The sequence below is a fragment of the Ruegeria sp. HKCCA5426 genome (assembly GCF_013034585.1).
Classification (GTDB): Bacteria; Pseudomonadota; Alphaproteobacteria; order Rhodobacterales; family Rhodobacteraceae; genus Ruegeria.
The window spans coordinates 261,744-276,965 of the sequence record NZ_WQGH01000003.1 but is presented as its reverse complement, the minus strand read 5'-3'; the positions used below and the strand labels follow the sequence as shown (position 1 = coordinate 276,965).

Sequence of the window (15,222 nt, the reverse complement as noted above, 5' to 3'; positions counted from 1 at the left end):
CTCAGACAGGTGGGCGCACGTCTGCAGGGATCGGACATGTGTACGGCGTTTCGCCCAGATGGTCTTGATGCGTCGCGCGCGCAGCATCGATGCGTGACGGGTCCTCAACCAGTCGACAGGCTGTCGCGGCCATTGCCTTTGCGGCGTAGATCATGCCTTTGTGCGCTGCGGGTGCCTTGCCTTGTGCAACTGTTTGCCAGGTATGAAATGGCGTTCCAATTGCGCAGGTCGCGACCCGAGCCTGAACCGTCGGAACAGCCCAACTCACATCCCCGACATCTGTTGAGCCTTCGCCACCATCGCTGTGGCGATCAAGAGGTGCGATGAAGTCGCAGAGTGCGAGATCCTTTCTGGGCTTAGCTCCGATCCGCTTGAAGGTCGTGTTGATGTCAGCCGTGGTCAATGTAGTCTGAATCTCACGGGCAAAGCTGAGGTCTGACTCGTCAAAGGCGACGGGTCCGAGTTTCTCTAGCTCGTGCTGCATGGTTTCTTCCAAAGGACGGTTTCCAAGCAGGTTTGAAACGCCGGAAAAGACCTGACTTGTGACCTGCGTTCCGGTCATCAGCGCCGCACCATCTGCAATCTTTCTGACACGCGTAACCAGATCGGCGAGGTCGGGTAGCGAACTGGCGCGGACGAGCTGGCGCACCGTGGCCTTGGCCTGCACCACGTTCGGCGCAACACCACCTGCATCGAGATAGGCGTAGTGCACCCGGGCGCTGTCGGGCATGTGCTCGCGCAGGTAATTTACACCGATGTTCATCAGTTCAACCGCATCAAGCGCCGACCTACCCAATTCCGGTGCACCCGCCGCATGGGCAGCTTTTCCATGAAAAGTGAAATCGATCCGGGTGTTTGCGAGCGATCTGGCCTCATTCACGCCTGTGAAGGTCGCTGGATGCCACGAGATGGCTGCGTCGACATCATCGAACAGTCCTTCACGCACCATGTATGTCTTGGCCGCGCCCCCTTCTTCAGCGGGGCAGCCATAGTATCGCACACGGCCCTTGATGCCGTTTTCGGCCAGCCAGTCTTTCACCGCCGTCGCGGCCAAGAGTGCGGCGGCCCCTAACAGATTGTGACCACACCCATGCCCGTTGCCGCCCTCTTCAAGCGGCTGATGTTCAGCCACACCCGGCGCCTGGCTCAGATATGGCAGCGCATCGAACTCACCGAGGATGGCAATCACCGGACCCTCGTCTCCTGCTTCGCCAATCACGGCCGTAGGAATGCCAGCTGCGTTCTCTGTTATCTTGAACCCCTGAGCGCGTAACATCTGCACATGTTCGGCGACGGACTTGTACTCGGCATAAAGCGTCTCGGGCGTGTCAAAGACTCGATCTGACAAGGCGATAAAATCATCACGATGGCGGTCGACGTGGTCCCAGATCGGATCGGCGTTTTTCAAGGGGCTCTCCAGCTTCTCGTTCAAACGGTTTCGGCGTGTTCCAGCAGGCAAGCCGTTTCGCGCCCGCCGCGCCCCGCTTTCAGTTCAGGAACAGTGGTGCGGCACTCAGCGGTCGCCACGGGGCAACGCGGGTGGAAGGTACATCCAGATGGCGGATCTAGCGGCGACGGAATTTCCCCCTCAATCGGGGCAAAATCACGCCGGCGCTGATCAAGGCGCGGAGCCTCTGCAAGCAGCGCTTTCGTGTAGGGATGGCGCGGGTCCGAAAAAATTTCCTCAGTCGATGCGCTCTCGACAATGCGGCCCAGATACATGATCGCCACGCGGTCGGCGATGTGTTCGACGACGCTCAGGTCATGGCTGATGAACAGATAGGTCAGGCCCAGCTCTTCGCGCAGATCCATGAACAAGTTGATAACCTGCGCCTGGATCGACACGTCCAGCGCAGCGATGGCTTCGTCGCAGACAAGGAACTTCGGCTTCACGGCGAGCGCACGTGCAATTCCAATCCGTTGCCTCTGACCGCCGGAAAACTGATGCGCGTAACGCCGCTTGAGCGACGGGTCGAGGCCGACCTTGCGCATCACGTCGTCCACGTATTCCGCACTCTCTGCTTTGCTGACGATCCCATGCATACGCGGTGCTTCGCCGATGATATCTTCGACGCGCATTCGCGGATTTAGGCTGGCAAAGGGGTCCTGGAAGATCATCTGAATTGCGAGGGTCGCCGCGCGTTTGTCGGTGCCGTTCAACGTCGCAACATCTTTGCCTCCGTAGAACATCTGTCCGTCACTTGCAGGGTGAATGCCGGCAACAACACGTCCCAAAGTGGACTTGCCGCAGCCGGATTCGCCGACCAATCCCAGAACCTCACCCTTTTGAATCGACAGGTTCACGTTATCGACAGCATGGACCGTTTCTTCCCGGATGTTTGCGCCAAGTCGCTGTGCGATTTTCCCCGCGACGTCCAAACGTTTGGTGAAGCGCTTCGAAACGCCTCGGATTTCAACGAGCGGCTCAGTCAAAGCGTCGTCTCCTTGGTGCGTTGCGGATTGAAACAGCGAAGGCTGCGGCCATCCACGTCCTTAATCGGGGGGCGCTTGGAACACGCTGCCGTTAGGGCCTGACAACGCGGTCCAAAGGCGCATCCTTCAGGCAGGGCGAGCATGTTTGGCGTCATCCCTTCGATCTGGAACAAACGCTGCCCACGCCGGTTCGCCGTCGGAACCGATCCGAGAAGCCCGACCGTATAGGGATGCAACGGACGGTCGATAACATCGTCGATACCGCCTTGCTCAACGATCCGTCCTGCGTACATCACCGAAATCCGGTCCGCGAGCCCTGCCACAACGGCAAGGTCATGCGTGATCCAGATCATCGCAGTTCCCGTGCGTTTCGTCAGCTTCTGTGCCTCGTGGATGATCTGCGCCTGAATTGTCACGTCGAGCGCTGTCGTCGGCTCGTCGGCAATAATGAGGTCCGGCTGGTTCAAGAAGGCTGTCGCAATCGCCACGCGCTGCCGCATCCCACCGGAAAGCTGATGCGGATAGGCTTGCAATCGCTCTTCCGGCGATGGGATGCCAACCAAACCAAGCGCATCACGGCTTCTTTCCCAGGCGGTTTGGCGGCTTACGTTTTCATGGGCGAGAATGGCCTCGATCATCTGCGTATCGACGCGCAGGACCGGGTTGAGCGTCATCATCGGATCCTGAAAGATCATCGAGATTCGGTTGCCACGCAAGGTCTTGAGTCGCTCTTCCGGTGCGTTCGCGATCTCGTCACCATTAAAACGGATTGACCCATCGACGATGCGCCCGGGAGGTTCGATCAGCCCAAGGATGGAAAACCCGGTGATCGACTTGCCCGACCCGGACTCACCCACCAGACCCATTACCTCGCCCTTGGAGACGGTGAAATCCACACCATCTACGGCCTTGACCACACCCGCGTGCGTGAAGAAGTGGGTCTTCAGCCCGCTGACTTCGAGTACTTCAGTCATCTCTTCAACCTCGGGTTCAGAACATCGCGCAAATGGTCGCCAACAAGGTTGATGGACACCACCGTCATTAACAGCGCGACGCCGGGAAAAACGGAAATCCAGTAGCGTCCTGAAAGCATGTATTCGAATCCATTTGCGATCAGCACCCCGATCGACGGCTCAGTCTGTGGAAGTCCTACGCCAAGGAACGAAAGCGTCGCTTCCAATGAGATCGCACTGGCGGTTTGTACCGTGCCAACGACAATCAGAGGCGCCATGCAATTCGGGAGAATATGCCGAAAGACGATCCGCGAACGCGAAATGCCGAGACATTGTGCGGCTTCAACATATTCCTTTCCGCGCTCGACAAGCGCGGTCGCGCGCACCGTGCGGGCGTAGTAGGCCCATTGCGCAATTACGAGGGCAAGAATGATCTTGTCGACACCCTTACCAAGTGCCGCAACCATCATCAGCGCAACCAGCGATGCCGGGAACGAAAGTTGAAGATCCACGATGCGCATAATGAACGCTTCGGTCCGGCCACCAGCGTAGGCCGCGACCAGACCGATCGCCATACCGATCAGAAGGGCAATCACTCCAGATGCAAGCCCAACGGTCAGAGAGATACGCAAACCATAGAGAATTGCCGAGTAGAGATCGCGCCCAGACCCGTCCGAGCCGAGCCACATTGTATATCCGTCGAAGGCTTCGGAACCTGGCGGCAAGCGCCCATCCATGACGCTGACCTGACCAAGATCGTAGGGGTTCTGCGGTGTGATCCAGGGTGCCAGGATGGCCAAAAGAACGATGATCAGGAATATGCCGAGCGCCGCTGTCGCGATCCTGCTTTCGAAGAACTCGGCCCGAAATCGCTGGAACGGCGTCTCGGCCTTAGGGGATTTGGCGGTGGTCAGCGAATGATCTGTGACGGTGTCGGTCATGCGCCCTGATCCTGCAAACGAACCCTCGGATCGAGGATCGAGTAAAGTATGTCGACGATCAGATTGATCAGCACGAAGAACAGTACGATGATCATCAGATAGGCGACGACGACAGGCCGATCCAATTGCAGTATTGCGTCGATCAGCAGTTTGCCCATTCCCGGCCACGCGAAGATTGATTCAGTCACCACCGAGAACCCGATCAAACTGCCGAATTCGAGGCCCATGACGGTCACTACCGGGATCATAATGTTCTTCATTACATGCACCAGAATGATGCGTCGGGTCGAAAGCCCTTTGGCCCGGGCATATTTAACGTAATCCTGTCCCATCGCTTCCCTGACACCCGCTCGGGTGAGACGGATTGCCAGCGAAATCTTAAGAAGTGCCAGGTTGAGAGCAGGCAGGAAGATGTGGCTCAACCCATCGAGCGTAAAAAGGCTGCTGTGAATCCCAAGAAACGAGCCGATGTCGCCACGACCTGTCGCAGGGACCCATCTAAGTTCTACGGCAAACAGCATGATGAGCATTAGTCCGACCCAGAAGGTCGGCAGCGAGAAACCGAGAATCGAGCCAGCCATAACGCCTTTGGAAAGCGGGCTGTCGGGATAGAGCCCGGCATAAAGCCCCAATGGAATTCCGATCACGATGGCAAGAAAGAGTGCACTGAAGGCCAGTTCCATCGTGGCAGGCATATGGTGCAGGATCAGTTTGAGCGCGGGCTCACCGAAGACGAAGCTATCGCCGAGGTCACCCTGTGCCGCACCTTTGAGGAACAACCAGTACTGTTCCCAAATAGGCCGATCCAATCCAAGCCGTCGAATGGCCGCTTCGATGTCAGCCTGATCCGCGTCGGGGCTTACCAGCATGTAGACCGGGTCACCAACGATGTTGACGCCAAAAAAGACAATCACCGACATCAGGAAGACAACAAGCATTGCTTGCAGCAATCGGCGAATGACAAAAACGGTCATGAGGACATTCCCTGGGCAAAGGCTGCGGGCCGCTGCGAAGGCGGCCCGGATGCATTGCGGTTACTCTTTCACGACGCCTGTCGCGAGAGTGTATTCGTCGGTCCGAGGGATGTAGCTCAGACCTTTTTTGGCCGCCCAGGTGTTGACCTGGAAGTGCGTCGGAATGATCGCCACGTTCTCGATCGCGCGCTCTGTTGCCGCGGCGAGCAGTTCCTGCCGCTTTGCGTCATCGACTGTTCGCAGGGCTTCTTCGATCAACGCGTCGGTTTCAGCATCCGAGTGTCGGCCACGGTTTGATGATCCAAAGCCCGCATCCTTGTCATGGGTGTGGATCAGCGATTTGAGAGGCGAGGACGCTTCGCCGGACCCCGCGCCCCATCCGACGAGGATAAAGCTGAACTCCGGCAGACCCTCTGGGCTGCCTTTGGAAGCGCGCCCAAAGTATACCGAACGCGGCATGGTTTCGACGGCTGTCTTGATGCCAACACGGGTCAACATTTGCGCAATTGCCTCGGCAATTTTGGCGTCGTTGATGTAACGGTCATTCGGCCCATGGATTGTCATTTCAAATCCATCGGGATAACCGGCTTCAGCCAGAAGCGCTTTAGCACCGTCTGGATCATAGGCCACGACGTCCAAATTGTCAGACACGCCAAAGAACCCCTCGGGCAGAAGCTGACCGGCGGGCAGGGCAACCCCTTCCATGACACGCTCAACGATTGCATCGCGGTTGATCGCCATGCTGATCGCCTTACGGACGCGGACGTCCATGAGGGGGTTCTTGATATCGCCGCCACCGTTGGCCTTCACAAAGGGTGAATCCTCGCGGAATTGGTCCATGTGAAGATAGATCACTCGGTTGGACACGCCCTGGCTCAACTGAATACCGTCATTGCCCTGAAGTGTTGTGATATCGGTCGTTGGTACGCCCGATATCATGTCCACATCACCGGCAAGAAGCGATGCAACACGGCTCGGACCGGACGTGATTGGGCGGAATTCCACCTCGGACCAGATCGGTGCATCACCCCAGTAGTCGTCGTTCCGTACCAGCACGATGCTTTCACCCGGCGTGTAACTTTGGAACTTGAACGGCCCTGTGCCGATGTTGGCCGTACCCGCGTTGAAGTCTTCCGTCGTTGCTTCGCAGCCCACTTCTGAGATCACAGGGATCGTGGAAATGTCGTTGCCCATTAACGGATAAGGTGCGGCCGTTTTGAAATGCACCGTATAGTCATCGATTTTGACGACTTCCTTACCCTTGAGATAGGTGCCGTATCCCGATGGAGAGTTCGGTACGTCCGGCGCGCGCGCCATGGTGCAGACTACATCGTCTGCCGTAAAGTCACTTCCGTCGTGAAACTTTACGCCCTCACGCAGCTTGAACTCCCAAGTCAATTCATCAATCGGCTCCCATGACACGGCAAGACCCGGCGATAGGCGCTGCTTCTCATCCTGCGCGATCAGCCGGTCAAAGATGTGCACGGACATCGCGTTGTTCGGACCCAGGTTGTGAAAATGCGGATCGAGTGACGTCGGCTCCGAAGCGAGGCCGATCGTTAGTTTTTCGGCCGAAACAGCACTGGCGCCGAAAGCCAAAATGCTGACAGCGACGGCTGTCGCAGATGTGAGTTTCCTCATCAAAAAGACTCCCTGTTTGTTTGGCGCTTGTGAATGGGCGAATCTTTGGCCGATCCCGCGCCCTATTAAAAAAGGCTAGCTACCGCAAAAATCATTGCCAATACTTATTGCTATGCGTCTTTGCATAGACCAATCCAAGAGTTTGGATGTTCAGCCGCTCGTACCGGGGGAGTAATGTAGCATGACAGAACACAGACACAGACTGCGCGAGTTCGAGTCGCTAAGAGCCGTGATCACGACTGGGACAACCATCGGCGCCGCGCGGCGTCTCGGGATTTCGCAGTCTGCCGTGAGCCGGTCCTTATCACAACTCGAGGCCCGTGTTGGGCGATCGCTCTTTCTCCGGCGATCCGGACGTATCGACCCAACAGACGAAGCCTTGCGTCTCAACGAAAAACTGGACCCAATTTTCGAGACGCTGGCGGACATTGAGGGCGCAGAATGGGCTACTCCGGATAACGAGCCGTTACGCCTGATCGTGCCGCCGACTCTGGCACATCACTTTGTCATCTCCAGGGTGGCCAGTTTTCTCAAGAAGAATGAAGGAAAGCAGCTTCAATTGGATATTCAGGCCACGGACGTGCTGGTCGCCGGCATTCTCGACCTCCGCTATGATCTTGGTTTGACGAGTGCGATGATCCAAAGAACTGGTGTTCATCTCATGCCTTGGCGCCGCAGTCAGGTGGTCTGCGCCATGCCGAGCAACCATCCGCTATCGGAAAAACGAGTGGTGACGCCGCACGACCTTGAAGGCGTCGCGCTGATCGAGTTTCTGCGAAGGCTGGGGACGCGAGCGATCACAGAAAAGATCTTTGCGCGCGCTGGAATTCGGCCGAAACAAGTCGCAGAAACGGCAACGAACATGGCCGCACTGGAGCTCGTCCGCGAGGGTTTGGGCGTGACGCTGATCAATCCCTTCCCGCTGTTGTCGTCAGGGATGGAAGGTGTCGTCGTCAGGCCATTTGACGCCGCCATTTTTTATGACACGAGCTTTGTACTTCCATCAGGCAGGCCACCTTCTCAGCTTGCCCGCCAGTTCATGCAATTTGTCAAGTTGACGACGCCGCAGGACAAATACTCAGAGCCCGTCTAGCGCAGCATCTTAGCCGACCACGAGGTGTCGACGTCCATCGGAAAGTTCGGTCGTGGCAAATTCGCAAACGGCCAGCGGTCGTGAACTGGCGACGTAAGCCCGCCCGTGTCGACCTCAAATACCTGGTTTGGCCCAAACCAGTTGGAAAACCCGGCCCGAAAGTGGCCTCTGGATTTCACAACAACAGTCCGGGCAGACGCAATATCCAGCCCGAACATATGAAAGAACACGGGGTCGGCAGTCTGTGTGCGATCGGTGATCACCACCACGGTGATACCACCAATACGAAGCGCAGCGGATGGCCCTAGGGCCAATCTCCGACCTGCCGTCATGCCCAGTTCACCTACCACATCTCCATTATGGAGACCCAAGACCTCTGCATCCGCCTCAAAAGGCACATCCCATTGCGCCCAGAAAGCGCTGGAATCGGAAGACCGGTTGAATCGTGCCCTGAATTTGCCGCCGACACCGATGCCATGGGCTTCGTTCGCAAGTTCCGGATCACAAAAGGAACCGAATAGGCATACTTCGACTTTTGCCGCATGAAGAGCGGCTAACAGTTCCGTCGTCCTGCCACTGCCGCCGCCACCAGGATTGTCACCGGCATCGGAGAAAATCACAGGCGTGCGCGCTTGGTCAGCGGAAATTGAGATCGCTTCCGTCACGGATGTCAGTTTCCGAACGAAATCCTTCCTCAATGACCAGGCCATGTCTGCCAATTCTTCCGCCAGTGCATTGGCCGCCTTCTGGTCCTCACGCGCGGTGACAACGATGCTCAGACCGTTGTCGGGCGTGTCGGAGAAAAGGAAATTACCGAAGATCGATACGTTTAGAATCTCACCTCGACCTTCGGCTTGTCGTCGCTGACCATGGTCGATCAGCGTGCCATACGGGTGCTCGGCACTTAGCAGGGTCACGGATGCCGGAACAAGAGGCAGTTTGACATGCGCGGTTTGGGGCCGGACGCCCGACGCCAAAACCCGGCGCAGCGAAAAGGCGGCTTCCTCGCCACGTTCTATCTGATCGACGTGAGGATTGGTCCGATAGCCGACGATCAGGTCACAGGCATCGACCATCCGTTGTGAGATATTTGCATGCAGATCGAGTGTCGCAATGACAGGTATGTCCGGTCCTACAACTCCCCGAATGTGTGACATCAACAAACCGTCAGGGTCGTGGTCGTGCTCGGCAACCATCGCGCCGTGGTTGCAGATGTAGACTGCGTCAACAGGGCCAGCTGAGCGCAGCATGTCTTCCGAAGTCGCTATGACCTCTTCGATTACAGATTTTCGTACTGGACCCGCCGGGTGGCTGGCTGCCAAGATACAGGGTACCGGCGTCCAGTCGCCCGTAGCATCCATCGCCCTGACAAAGGCTGCAAATTCTATTGCCAGCTTTGGTGTCGCGGATCTCGCTTCAGACATCAAAGCATCGCCTGAAAGCCATGTCAGAGACTTAAAGTCCGACAAATCAGCCGGCGGTGCAAAACGATTTGACTCGAGAATAGCGCCAAGGAGGGCGATCTTTGGAACCTTCATGCGAGAGGCCTTTGGAAAGGCAACACAATGCGAGGAAACATGAGTAGGTGATTTCAATCAAGGTATCATGCGTCTTCTCTTTTCTAGGAAAACCCCTGCCGCCCTGCGTCTTTCCTATAACGCGACGCGCAAACGATCAGTGCCACCCGTTATGCTGACAGAAGTTTCCGGAGAATTCGTAAAGATTGTTTGGGCCGATGACCCAGACGTTCACCTCATGCGCGGCGCACCGGATCGCCCACCCGCCCGGTTCAATCGCCGGGGGCAGGACGCTTTGTATCTGAGCCCTGATGTCGAAAGCGCAAAAGTCGCTATTGGTCAGGACGTCAGGAAGGATGATCGCCCGCGGGTTGTGTTGACTTTCGAGGTGGAACGATGCGCGTTGTTCGATTTGCGCAGCCCCGAAGCCGCAGATATCTATGCGCTTGCCAGTCAACCCTGGCGCAAACTCGTAGCTGCCGGTAGGGATCCGTCCTCATGGTTCGCTGCTGATCGGATTAGAGCAGACGGGCATATCGGATTGATTGATCCCTCACGAAGGCGCCCGGGCCTTTGGCACATCACTCTTTTTCGATGGAACGAGGCGAGCGCACCTGGCGTATTTCGGCGTAGTGAAGTGAAACCGGTTACCGTCCTGCTGGACTATCGATGACTTTTCGCTTTGCTTTTTCCTGTCGCAGCGAATGGCGGCTTTGCGGATTACGACCGCAGTAATGCTAAAGGCTGCTGATAATCCGTTAAGGGCCTATTTTGTTGAAAAACTCCTGTTTTGCGCAGTTCCGAGTGAAAAATTGCCCGTACAGGCCCGGAAGAATTTTTCAGCTGAGGGGTCGGCCAACATCTGATGCTGGCGGCCAGCGGCCGTCTCAAAGCCCGCCAATGATGGTGGCAGTGGACTTTCTCGATTGGTCGCCGTTTCGCGAAAATCGCCGCTTTCTGTATTTTGGAGTTTTTCAACAGTATCGGCCGTTTGTTGACGTTGAGGCTTGCGACCCGACTGTCTTGTTCGTCCGCAACTCGGTCATAGCCGCATTTTTCGCCAATGTTTGCTCTGGGTCAAAGCTGCCGTTGAGACCGGTATCAGATCGTGAAGGCAGCAGTTGAGGCCGAGGGTTACCAGCGCAAACGTGCTGATGACTTTTGGGTCAACCACAATGTCATTCAAGACATCCCAGAGCTAATTTGCACTTCTTCAGTCGCAATTTGCGATTTGTCGGACAAGAATCCGAACGTGTTTTATGAGGCTGGTATTGCCCACACGTTGGGCAAAGAGGTTATTCTAATTACGCAATCCATGAACGATGTCCCGTTTGACCTTCGCTCACTGAGGTGCATCACCTTCCTGAACAACCAAGAGGGATTCGACAAACTTGCATCTGATTTGTTGGCCAGACTCCATTTTTTTGGCCTGATACACAAATCCATGGTGGCGACTTGGTGGCGATTCACACGCACAAAACACTAGATTTCTCAGACGCCCAAGGGCAATCACTTGAAATATTTAAGAAAAGTGGCGGACCGAGGAGGATTCGAACCCCCGACCCCTTGATTCGTAGTCAAGTACTCTATCCAGCTGAGCTATCGGTCCGCGTTGGTGAGGCGCTATGTAGACCCGGTATTCGGGACGTGCAAGTCGATTCTGCAAAAATAATTCAAAAAGTACCACCGCCCCGTGGAAGCCTTATTTCGAACCTTGTTCCGTCAGGGCCGGTTTCGGCAAGAACCAGATCGCCGCCGTGCCCACGCACCAGTTCCTGCGAGATCGCAAGCCCAAGACCAGAGCCACCTTTACGCACCCCTCCCTGAAACGGGGTAAACAGGTTTTCGCGCGCCTTCGGCGGCAAACCGGGGCCTGTGTCCTTCACCTCAAGGTACCAATTGGCCTCATCCTCATAGCCGGAAATCGTGATATTCCCGGGTTTCGCCGACGCGACCAGCGCCTGACGCGCGTTGCGAACCAGATTCATGATGACGCGGAACATCTGTTCGGGATCAGCGCGCGCCACAAGATCCTCTGGAACCTCGTTAAGGATTTGCACACAGCCCCCAGTAACGGACAGCAATTCGCTGGAGACAACGTCATCTGCCACGTCATGCAACGGCACCATCGTCAGCGTAGGTGCCGGCTCTTCGGCACGACCAAAGGCCAATGTGCTTTCGCACAGGGAAACCGCGCGAGTGATCGAATTCACCAGTTTAGGCGCCATACGCCGCACCAACGGGTCATCGCTTGCTTCGATCCGGTCTGTAAAAAGCTGCGCCGACGTGAGGATGTTGCGAAGATCGTGGCTGACCTTGGCCACCGCTCCGCCCAGTTGCGCAAGACGCTCGCGTTGCTTCAGGGCTTGGGTCAGTTCCTTCTGCAACTGTTCCAGCGCTTCTTCTGCCTCGCGCAGTTCGGTCACTTTCGAGTTGGGCGAGATGATTCCCCGCGCATCCTCGGGCGCGCCAGCATAGCGCTGCATGTAACCTACGACGCTTTTGATTGGCTTCACCAGAACCACGCGCACAGCCAGAAACAGAAAAAACGCCGTGATAATCGAAATTACGAAAGACAGCCCCAGAATACGCAGCCCGTAATCTGTCATCGCCATGCGCAGCGGTTCGCTGTCTGTTGTGACTTCGATCAGCAAGCCCGCGTCTTTCACTGGCTCACCTATCACGCGGATCACCTCGTTTTCAGGGGTGAACAGCCGGGCCACAGCGTCACGGATCAAAATCCACGGGGTCGCGTCGCGCAGGTCGTAGGTGTTGGTGATCCGATCAGGAATGGGAGAAGACAGCATCAACTGCCGCACCTCATCGCGGCGCAGCACCACGTTATAGACACCCGCATTGGCCAGCAATTCTGCCTCAAGATCATCAGCCAGCATGTCGTCGGCCAACAGCGCCAGGGATGCGATCTGGGCGCGTTCAAGACGGTTTAGCAGGAAATCCTCGCGGAAACGCGCGATCGAGGGGACAAAGATCAAAATCTCGGCCAACATGACGAAGACCGTGGTCAGGATCAGAAATCGGCCTGACAGAGAATTCAATCTGCTCTCCCTTCCCGGTCAGGGCAGCCAGCGCTGGACGAACCTGACCACTCGTTTAACCGTCTGATTCTCAAACAGCCTTGGCGAGAAATAGGCACCCGCCACCCGTTTGTTAAGTTCTCCGATCGTCGGATAGGGCGAAACCATCGCGGCGATCTGTCCCATCTTGAGGTTATTGGCCAATGCCAGAGACCACAAGTTGATCAACTCTCCCGCCTGATGCCCAACGATTGTCGCACCGACCGGGCGGCCTTTTACGACCATGACCTTAATGAAACCTTTAGTTTTGCATTCGGAAATGGCGCGGTCGTTATGGTGATAGTCAAAGCGCGCGATTTCCACCTTGTCGCCATGCTGCGCGCGGGCCTGAGCCTCGGTCAGGCCGACCTGAGCCAGTTCAGGATCGGTATAGGTGGCCCAGGGGATATGCGCCGTTTGCGCCTTGGAGGGCAGGCCAAAGAGGGCCGAGCGGATGATGATTCCCGCGTGATAGCCCGCCACATGGGTAAACTGCAGCCCACCCGCCACATCACCAATGGCGTAGACCTTTTTGTTGGTTGTGCGCAGCGCGTCATCCACCTTGATACCGGTGCGCGTGGGTTCGATCCCAGCCGCCTCAAGGTTCAGCCGGTCGGTATTGGCTTTGCGCCCCGCGGCCAGCAACAGATGTGAGCCCGCGTAGATCTGTCCGGTTTCGGTTACAACTTCGACCTTCCCGTCTGAGCCGCGAATCTGCGCGACCATGGCCTGCTCGTGGATCTCGACACCCTCAGCACGCAATGTGTCCAGCACGATCGCCGCAGCCTCGGGGTCGTCCTTGCCCAGCGCCTGCATCCCTTCGATCACAGTGACCTTGCAGCCCAGACGAATATGGGCCTGCGCCATCTCCATCCCGATGGGGCCGCCGCCGATGATCAGCAGATGCTCGGGCTTGTCGCGCAGGTCAAAGATCGTCTCGTTAGTATAATACGGCACCTGATCCAAGCCAGGGATCGGCGGCACCAACGGCGACGAGCCGGTGGCGATCACCACCCGCCGCGCGGTGATCAGATGGTCCCCCGCCTGTACCTGCGTGGGCGAGATGAACTGACCATATTCGCGGATTATCTTGACGCCAAAGCCTTCGAAGCGTTCCTGACTGTCCATCGGCTCAATCTGCGCGATCACATCATGCACGTGATCCTTGGCGGCGGCATAGTCCACCTGCGGCACAACATCAGCCACGCCCAGCGCAGATGAATGCGCCTGCCCATAGGCCGCCTTACCGCTGGCGATCAGCGCTTTGGACGGCACGCAGCCAAAGTTCAGGCAGTCGCCGCCCATCTTGTGACCTTCCAGCAAGATGACGTCCGCACCCATCTGGCTGGCACCGGCGGCCACAGACAAGCCACCCGACCCGGCGCCAATCACCAGGATATCTGTCTTCAGCTCTTGCATGGGGTCAGGCGTCCTTTTTACCACGTATCGCTTTGATAACTATCGGCAAAGCCGCTAGTACACACAAGCCGATGATCGGGCCAATCACGAAAGGCTCCCACAGCAGCGACACATCCGGCGTCTCGCCCCGATCAAACACGCCGCCCAGACCGACACCAATCCAAGTATATACGATGCCGCCGGGAATGATGCCCAGCGCAGTGGTGATCAGGAAGTTGCGGAATTTGACGCCCACCAGCGCGGGCACCAGATTGGCCACGAAAAACGGTACCACCGGCACAAGGCGCAGCAGGAACAAGACCGAGACTTCATTCTCGCGCAGCCCATCCTTCAGCTTTTTTACAGTACCTTCCGATGATTCCAGACGTGCGGTCAGGGTTTCCCCAAGCCCCCAGCGTGCTGCCAAAAAGATTGCGCAAGCGCCGATGGTCGCGGCAAAGACGTTGAAGACCGTGCCTGCAAGCAGGCCGAACAAGAACCCTCCTGTCATCGAAGCCACCGCCGCTCCGGGCAACGAAAATGCAACGATCACGATATAGATCGCGACAAACGCACCGGCCATGGCCCAAAAATGGCTGTCACGCCATTCCAGCAACGCCTCGCGGTTGTCACGCAACGTTTCAAAGGTCAGGTAATCGCCCAGTGTGAAAAACCCCACTGTGGCCACAGCAAGAATCACCAGCAAAGGAATATGCCGCGTAAGCCCAGCGCGGGGGGCCTGCGTTGTGTCGCTCATGAGGCTGTCCGATTTTGTACGTTTCATCCTGCCCCCAACATGCGACGTCTGGCAGTTCGACAACAGGGACCTCACGCTGCGTTGATGTTTACGGTAAGGAATGTGAGGGTTTGAGGCAGTAAAACCCCCAAATTGAAACCTTTCGGCTTGCGCGGCTACAGAATTGTTGCAAAAGGCATGAAAACCCCCACCTAGGGGTTTGACTTACCCCCCGCTACCCAGTAGAGGACGGGCTTCGAACACTAGGGCCAGGCGAATCCGCGCCGCACCCGACCGCTATAGATTGGAGACGGAGCGATGAAACGCACCTATCAGCCTTCGAACCTGGTTCGCAAACGCCGCCACGGTTTCCGCGCGCGCATGGCCACCAAGGCCGGCCGCAAGATCCTGAATGCACGTCGCGCACGCGGCCGCAAATCGCTGAGCGCATAAACCGCTCAC

At 57.0% G+C, this 15,222-nt stretch carries 14 protein-coding genes and 1 tRNA gene; 4 read left to right on the top strand and 11 right to left on the bottom strand.

The genetic code is table 11. From position 1 onward, the window contains the following. Position 1 precedes the first annotated feature (1 nt). From GOV87_RS06515 to GOV87_RS06490, 6 genes are read right to left on the bottom strand one after another with little or no spacing between them, the layout of a single operon-like run. A complete protein-coding gene (locus tag GOV87_RS06515; protein ID WP_170387156.1) occupies positions 2-1,408 on the bottom strand; it encodes an amidohydrolase in 1,407 nt (468 codons plus the stop codon). A gap of 20 nt (positions 1,409-1,428) precedes the next feature. Next, on the bottom strand, positions 1,429-2,433 hold the full coding sequence (locus tag GOV87_RS06510) for an ABC transporter ATP-binding protein (protein ID WP_170387154.1): 1,005 nt from the start codon (positions 2,431-2,433) through the stop codon (positions 1,429-1,431). Next, positions 2,430-3,407, bottom strand: coding sequence for an ABC transporter ATP-binding protein (locus GOV87_RS06505; RefSeq protein WP_170387152.1), 978 nt, complete (start codon positions 3,405-3,407; stop codon positions 2,430-2,432). The genes GOV87_RS06510 and GOV87_RS06505 overlap by 4 nt, the downstream gene beginning before the upstream one ends. After that, a complete protein-coding gene (locus GOV87_RS06500) occupies positions 3,404-4,327 on the bottom strand; it encodes an ABC transporter permease (RefSeq protein ID WP_171211214.1) in 924 nt (307 codons plus the stop codon). Before GOV87_RS06500 ends, GOV87_RS06505 begins: the two co-directional genes overlap by 4 nt. Next, positions 4,324-5,301: an ABC transporter permease gene (locus GOV87_RS06495; RefSeq protein ID WP_170482633.1), complete on the bottom strand. Its 978-nt coding sequence runs from the start codon at positions 5,299-5,301 to the stop codon at positions 4,324-4,326. The genes GOV87_RS06500 and GOV87_RS06495 overlap by 4 nt, the downstream gene beginning before the upstream one ends. Positions 5,302-5,361: 60 nt before the next feature. Further along, the gene (locus GOV87_RS06490; protein WP_171211213.1) at positions 5,362-6,942 is read right to left on the bottom strand and encodes an ABC transporter substrate-binding protein; all 1,581 of its coding nucleotides are present in this window, start codon (positions 6,940-6,942) and stop codon (positions 5,362-5,364) included. Between the two features lie 181 nt (positions 6,943-7,123). Here GOV87_RS06490 and GOV87_RS06485 point away from each other — a divergent pair, with 181 nt between their 5' ends. Continuing rightward, positions 7,124-8,035 carry a LysR family transcriptional regulator gene (locus tag GOV87_RS06485; RefSeq protein WP_170387145.1) on the top strand — a complete coding sequence of 304 codons (912 nt, stop codon included), beginning with the start codon at positions 7,124-7,126 and terminating at the stop codon, positions 8,033-8,035. Here the strand turns inward: GOV87_RS06485 and GOV87_RS06480 are convergent. After that, on the bottom strand, positions 8,032-9,573 hold the full coding sequence (locus tag GOV87_RS06480; protein WP_170387143.1) for a M81 family metallopeptidase: 1,542 nt from the start codon (positions 9,571-9,573) through the stop codon (positions 8,032-8,034). The genes GOV87_RS06485 and GOV87_RS06480 overlap by 4 nt on opposite strands. A 67-nt stretch (positions 9,574-9,640) precedes the next feature. Here GOV87_RS06480 and GOV87_RS06475 point away from each other — a divergent pair, with 67 nt between their 5' ends. After that, positions 9,641-10,225: an RES family NAD+ phosphorylase gene (locus tag GOV87_RS06475; protein WP_170387141.1), complete on the top strand. Its 585-nt coding sequence runs from the start codon at positions 9,641-9,643 to the stop codon at positions 10,223-10,225. 435 nt (positions 10,226-10,660) lie between these two features. Next, the gene (locus GOV87_RS06470; RefSeq protein WP_174828516.1) at positions 10,661-11,038 is read left to right on the top strand and encodes a hypothetical protein; all 378 of its coding nucleotides are present in this window, start codon (positions 10,661-10,663) and stop codon (positions 11,036-11,038) included. Positions 11,039-11,084: 46 nt separating this feature from the next. Here GOV87_RS06470 and GOV87_RS06465 read toward each other — a convergent pair. From GOV87_RS06465 to GOV87_RS06450, 4 genes are all read right to left on the bottom strand, one after another. Then, a tRNA-Arg gene (locus GOV87_RS06465) sits at positions 11,085-11,161 on the bottom strand. 64 nt (positions 11,162-11,225) lie between these two features. After that, complete coding sequence (locus tag GOV87_RS06460; RefSeq protein WP_254428856.1) at positions 11,226-12,608, bottom strand: HAMP domain-containing sensor histidine kinase; 1,383 nt, start codon at positions 12,606-12,608, stop codon at positions 11,226-11,228. An 18-nt stretch (positions 12,609-12,626) separates the two neighbouring features. Beyond that, a complete protein-coding gene (locus GOV87_RS06455) occupies positions 12,627-14,045 on the bottom strand; it encodes an NAD(P)/FAD-dependent oxidoreductase (protein WP_171211212.1) in 1,419 nt (472 codons plus the stop codon). Between the two features lie 4 nt (positions 14,046-14,049). Then, a complete protein-coding gene (locus GOV87_RS06450; RefSeq protein ID WP_171211211.1) occupies positions 14,050-14,781 on the bottom strand; it encodes a TVP38/TMEM64 family protein in 732 nt (243 codons plus the stop codon). Positions 14,782-15,078: 297 nt separating this feature from the next. Here GOV87_RS06450 and rpmH point away from each other — a divergent pair, with 297 nt between their 5' ends. Continuing rightward, positions 15,079-15,213 carry a 50S ribosomal protein L34 gene (gene rpmH / locus GOV87_RS06445; protein ID WP_005980833.1) on the top strand — a complete coding sequence of 45 codons (135 nt, stop codon included), beginning with the start codon at positions 15,079-15,081 and terminating at the stop codon, positions 15,211-15,213. Positions 15,214-15,222 lie beyond the last annotated feature (9 nt).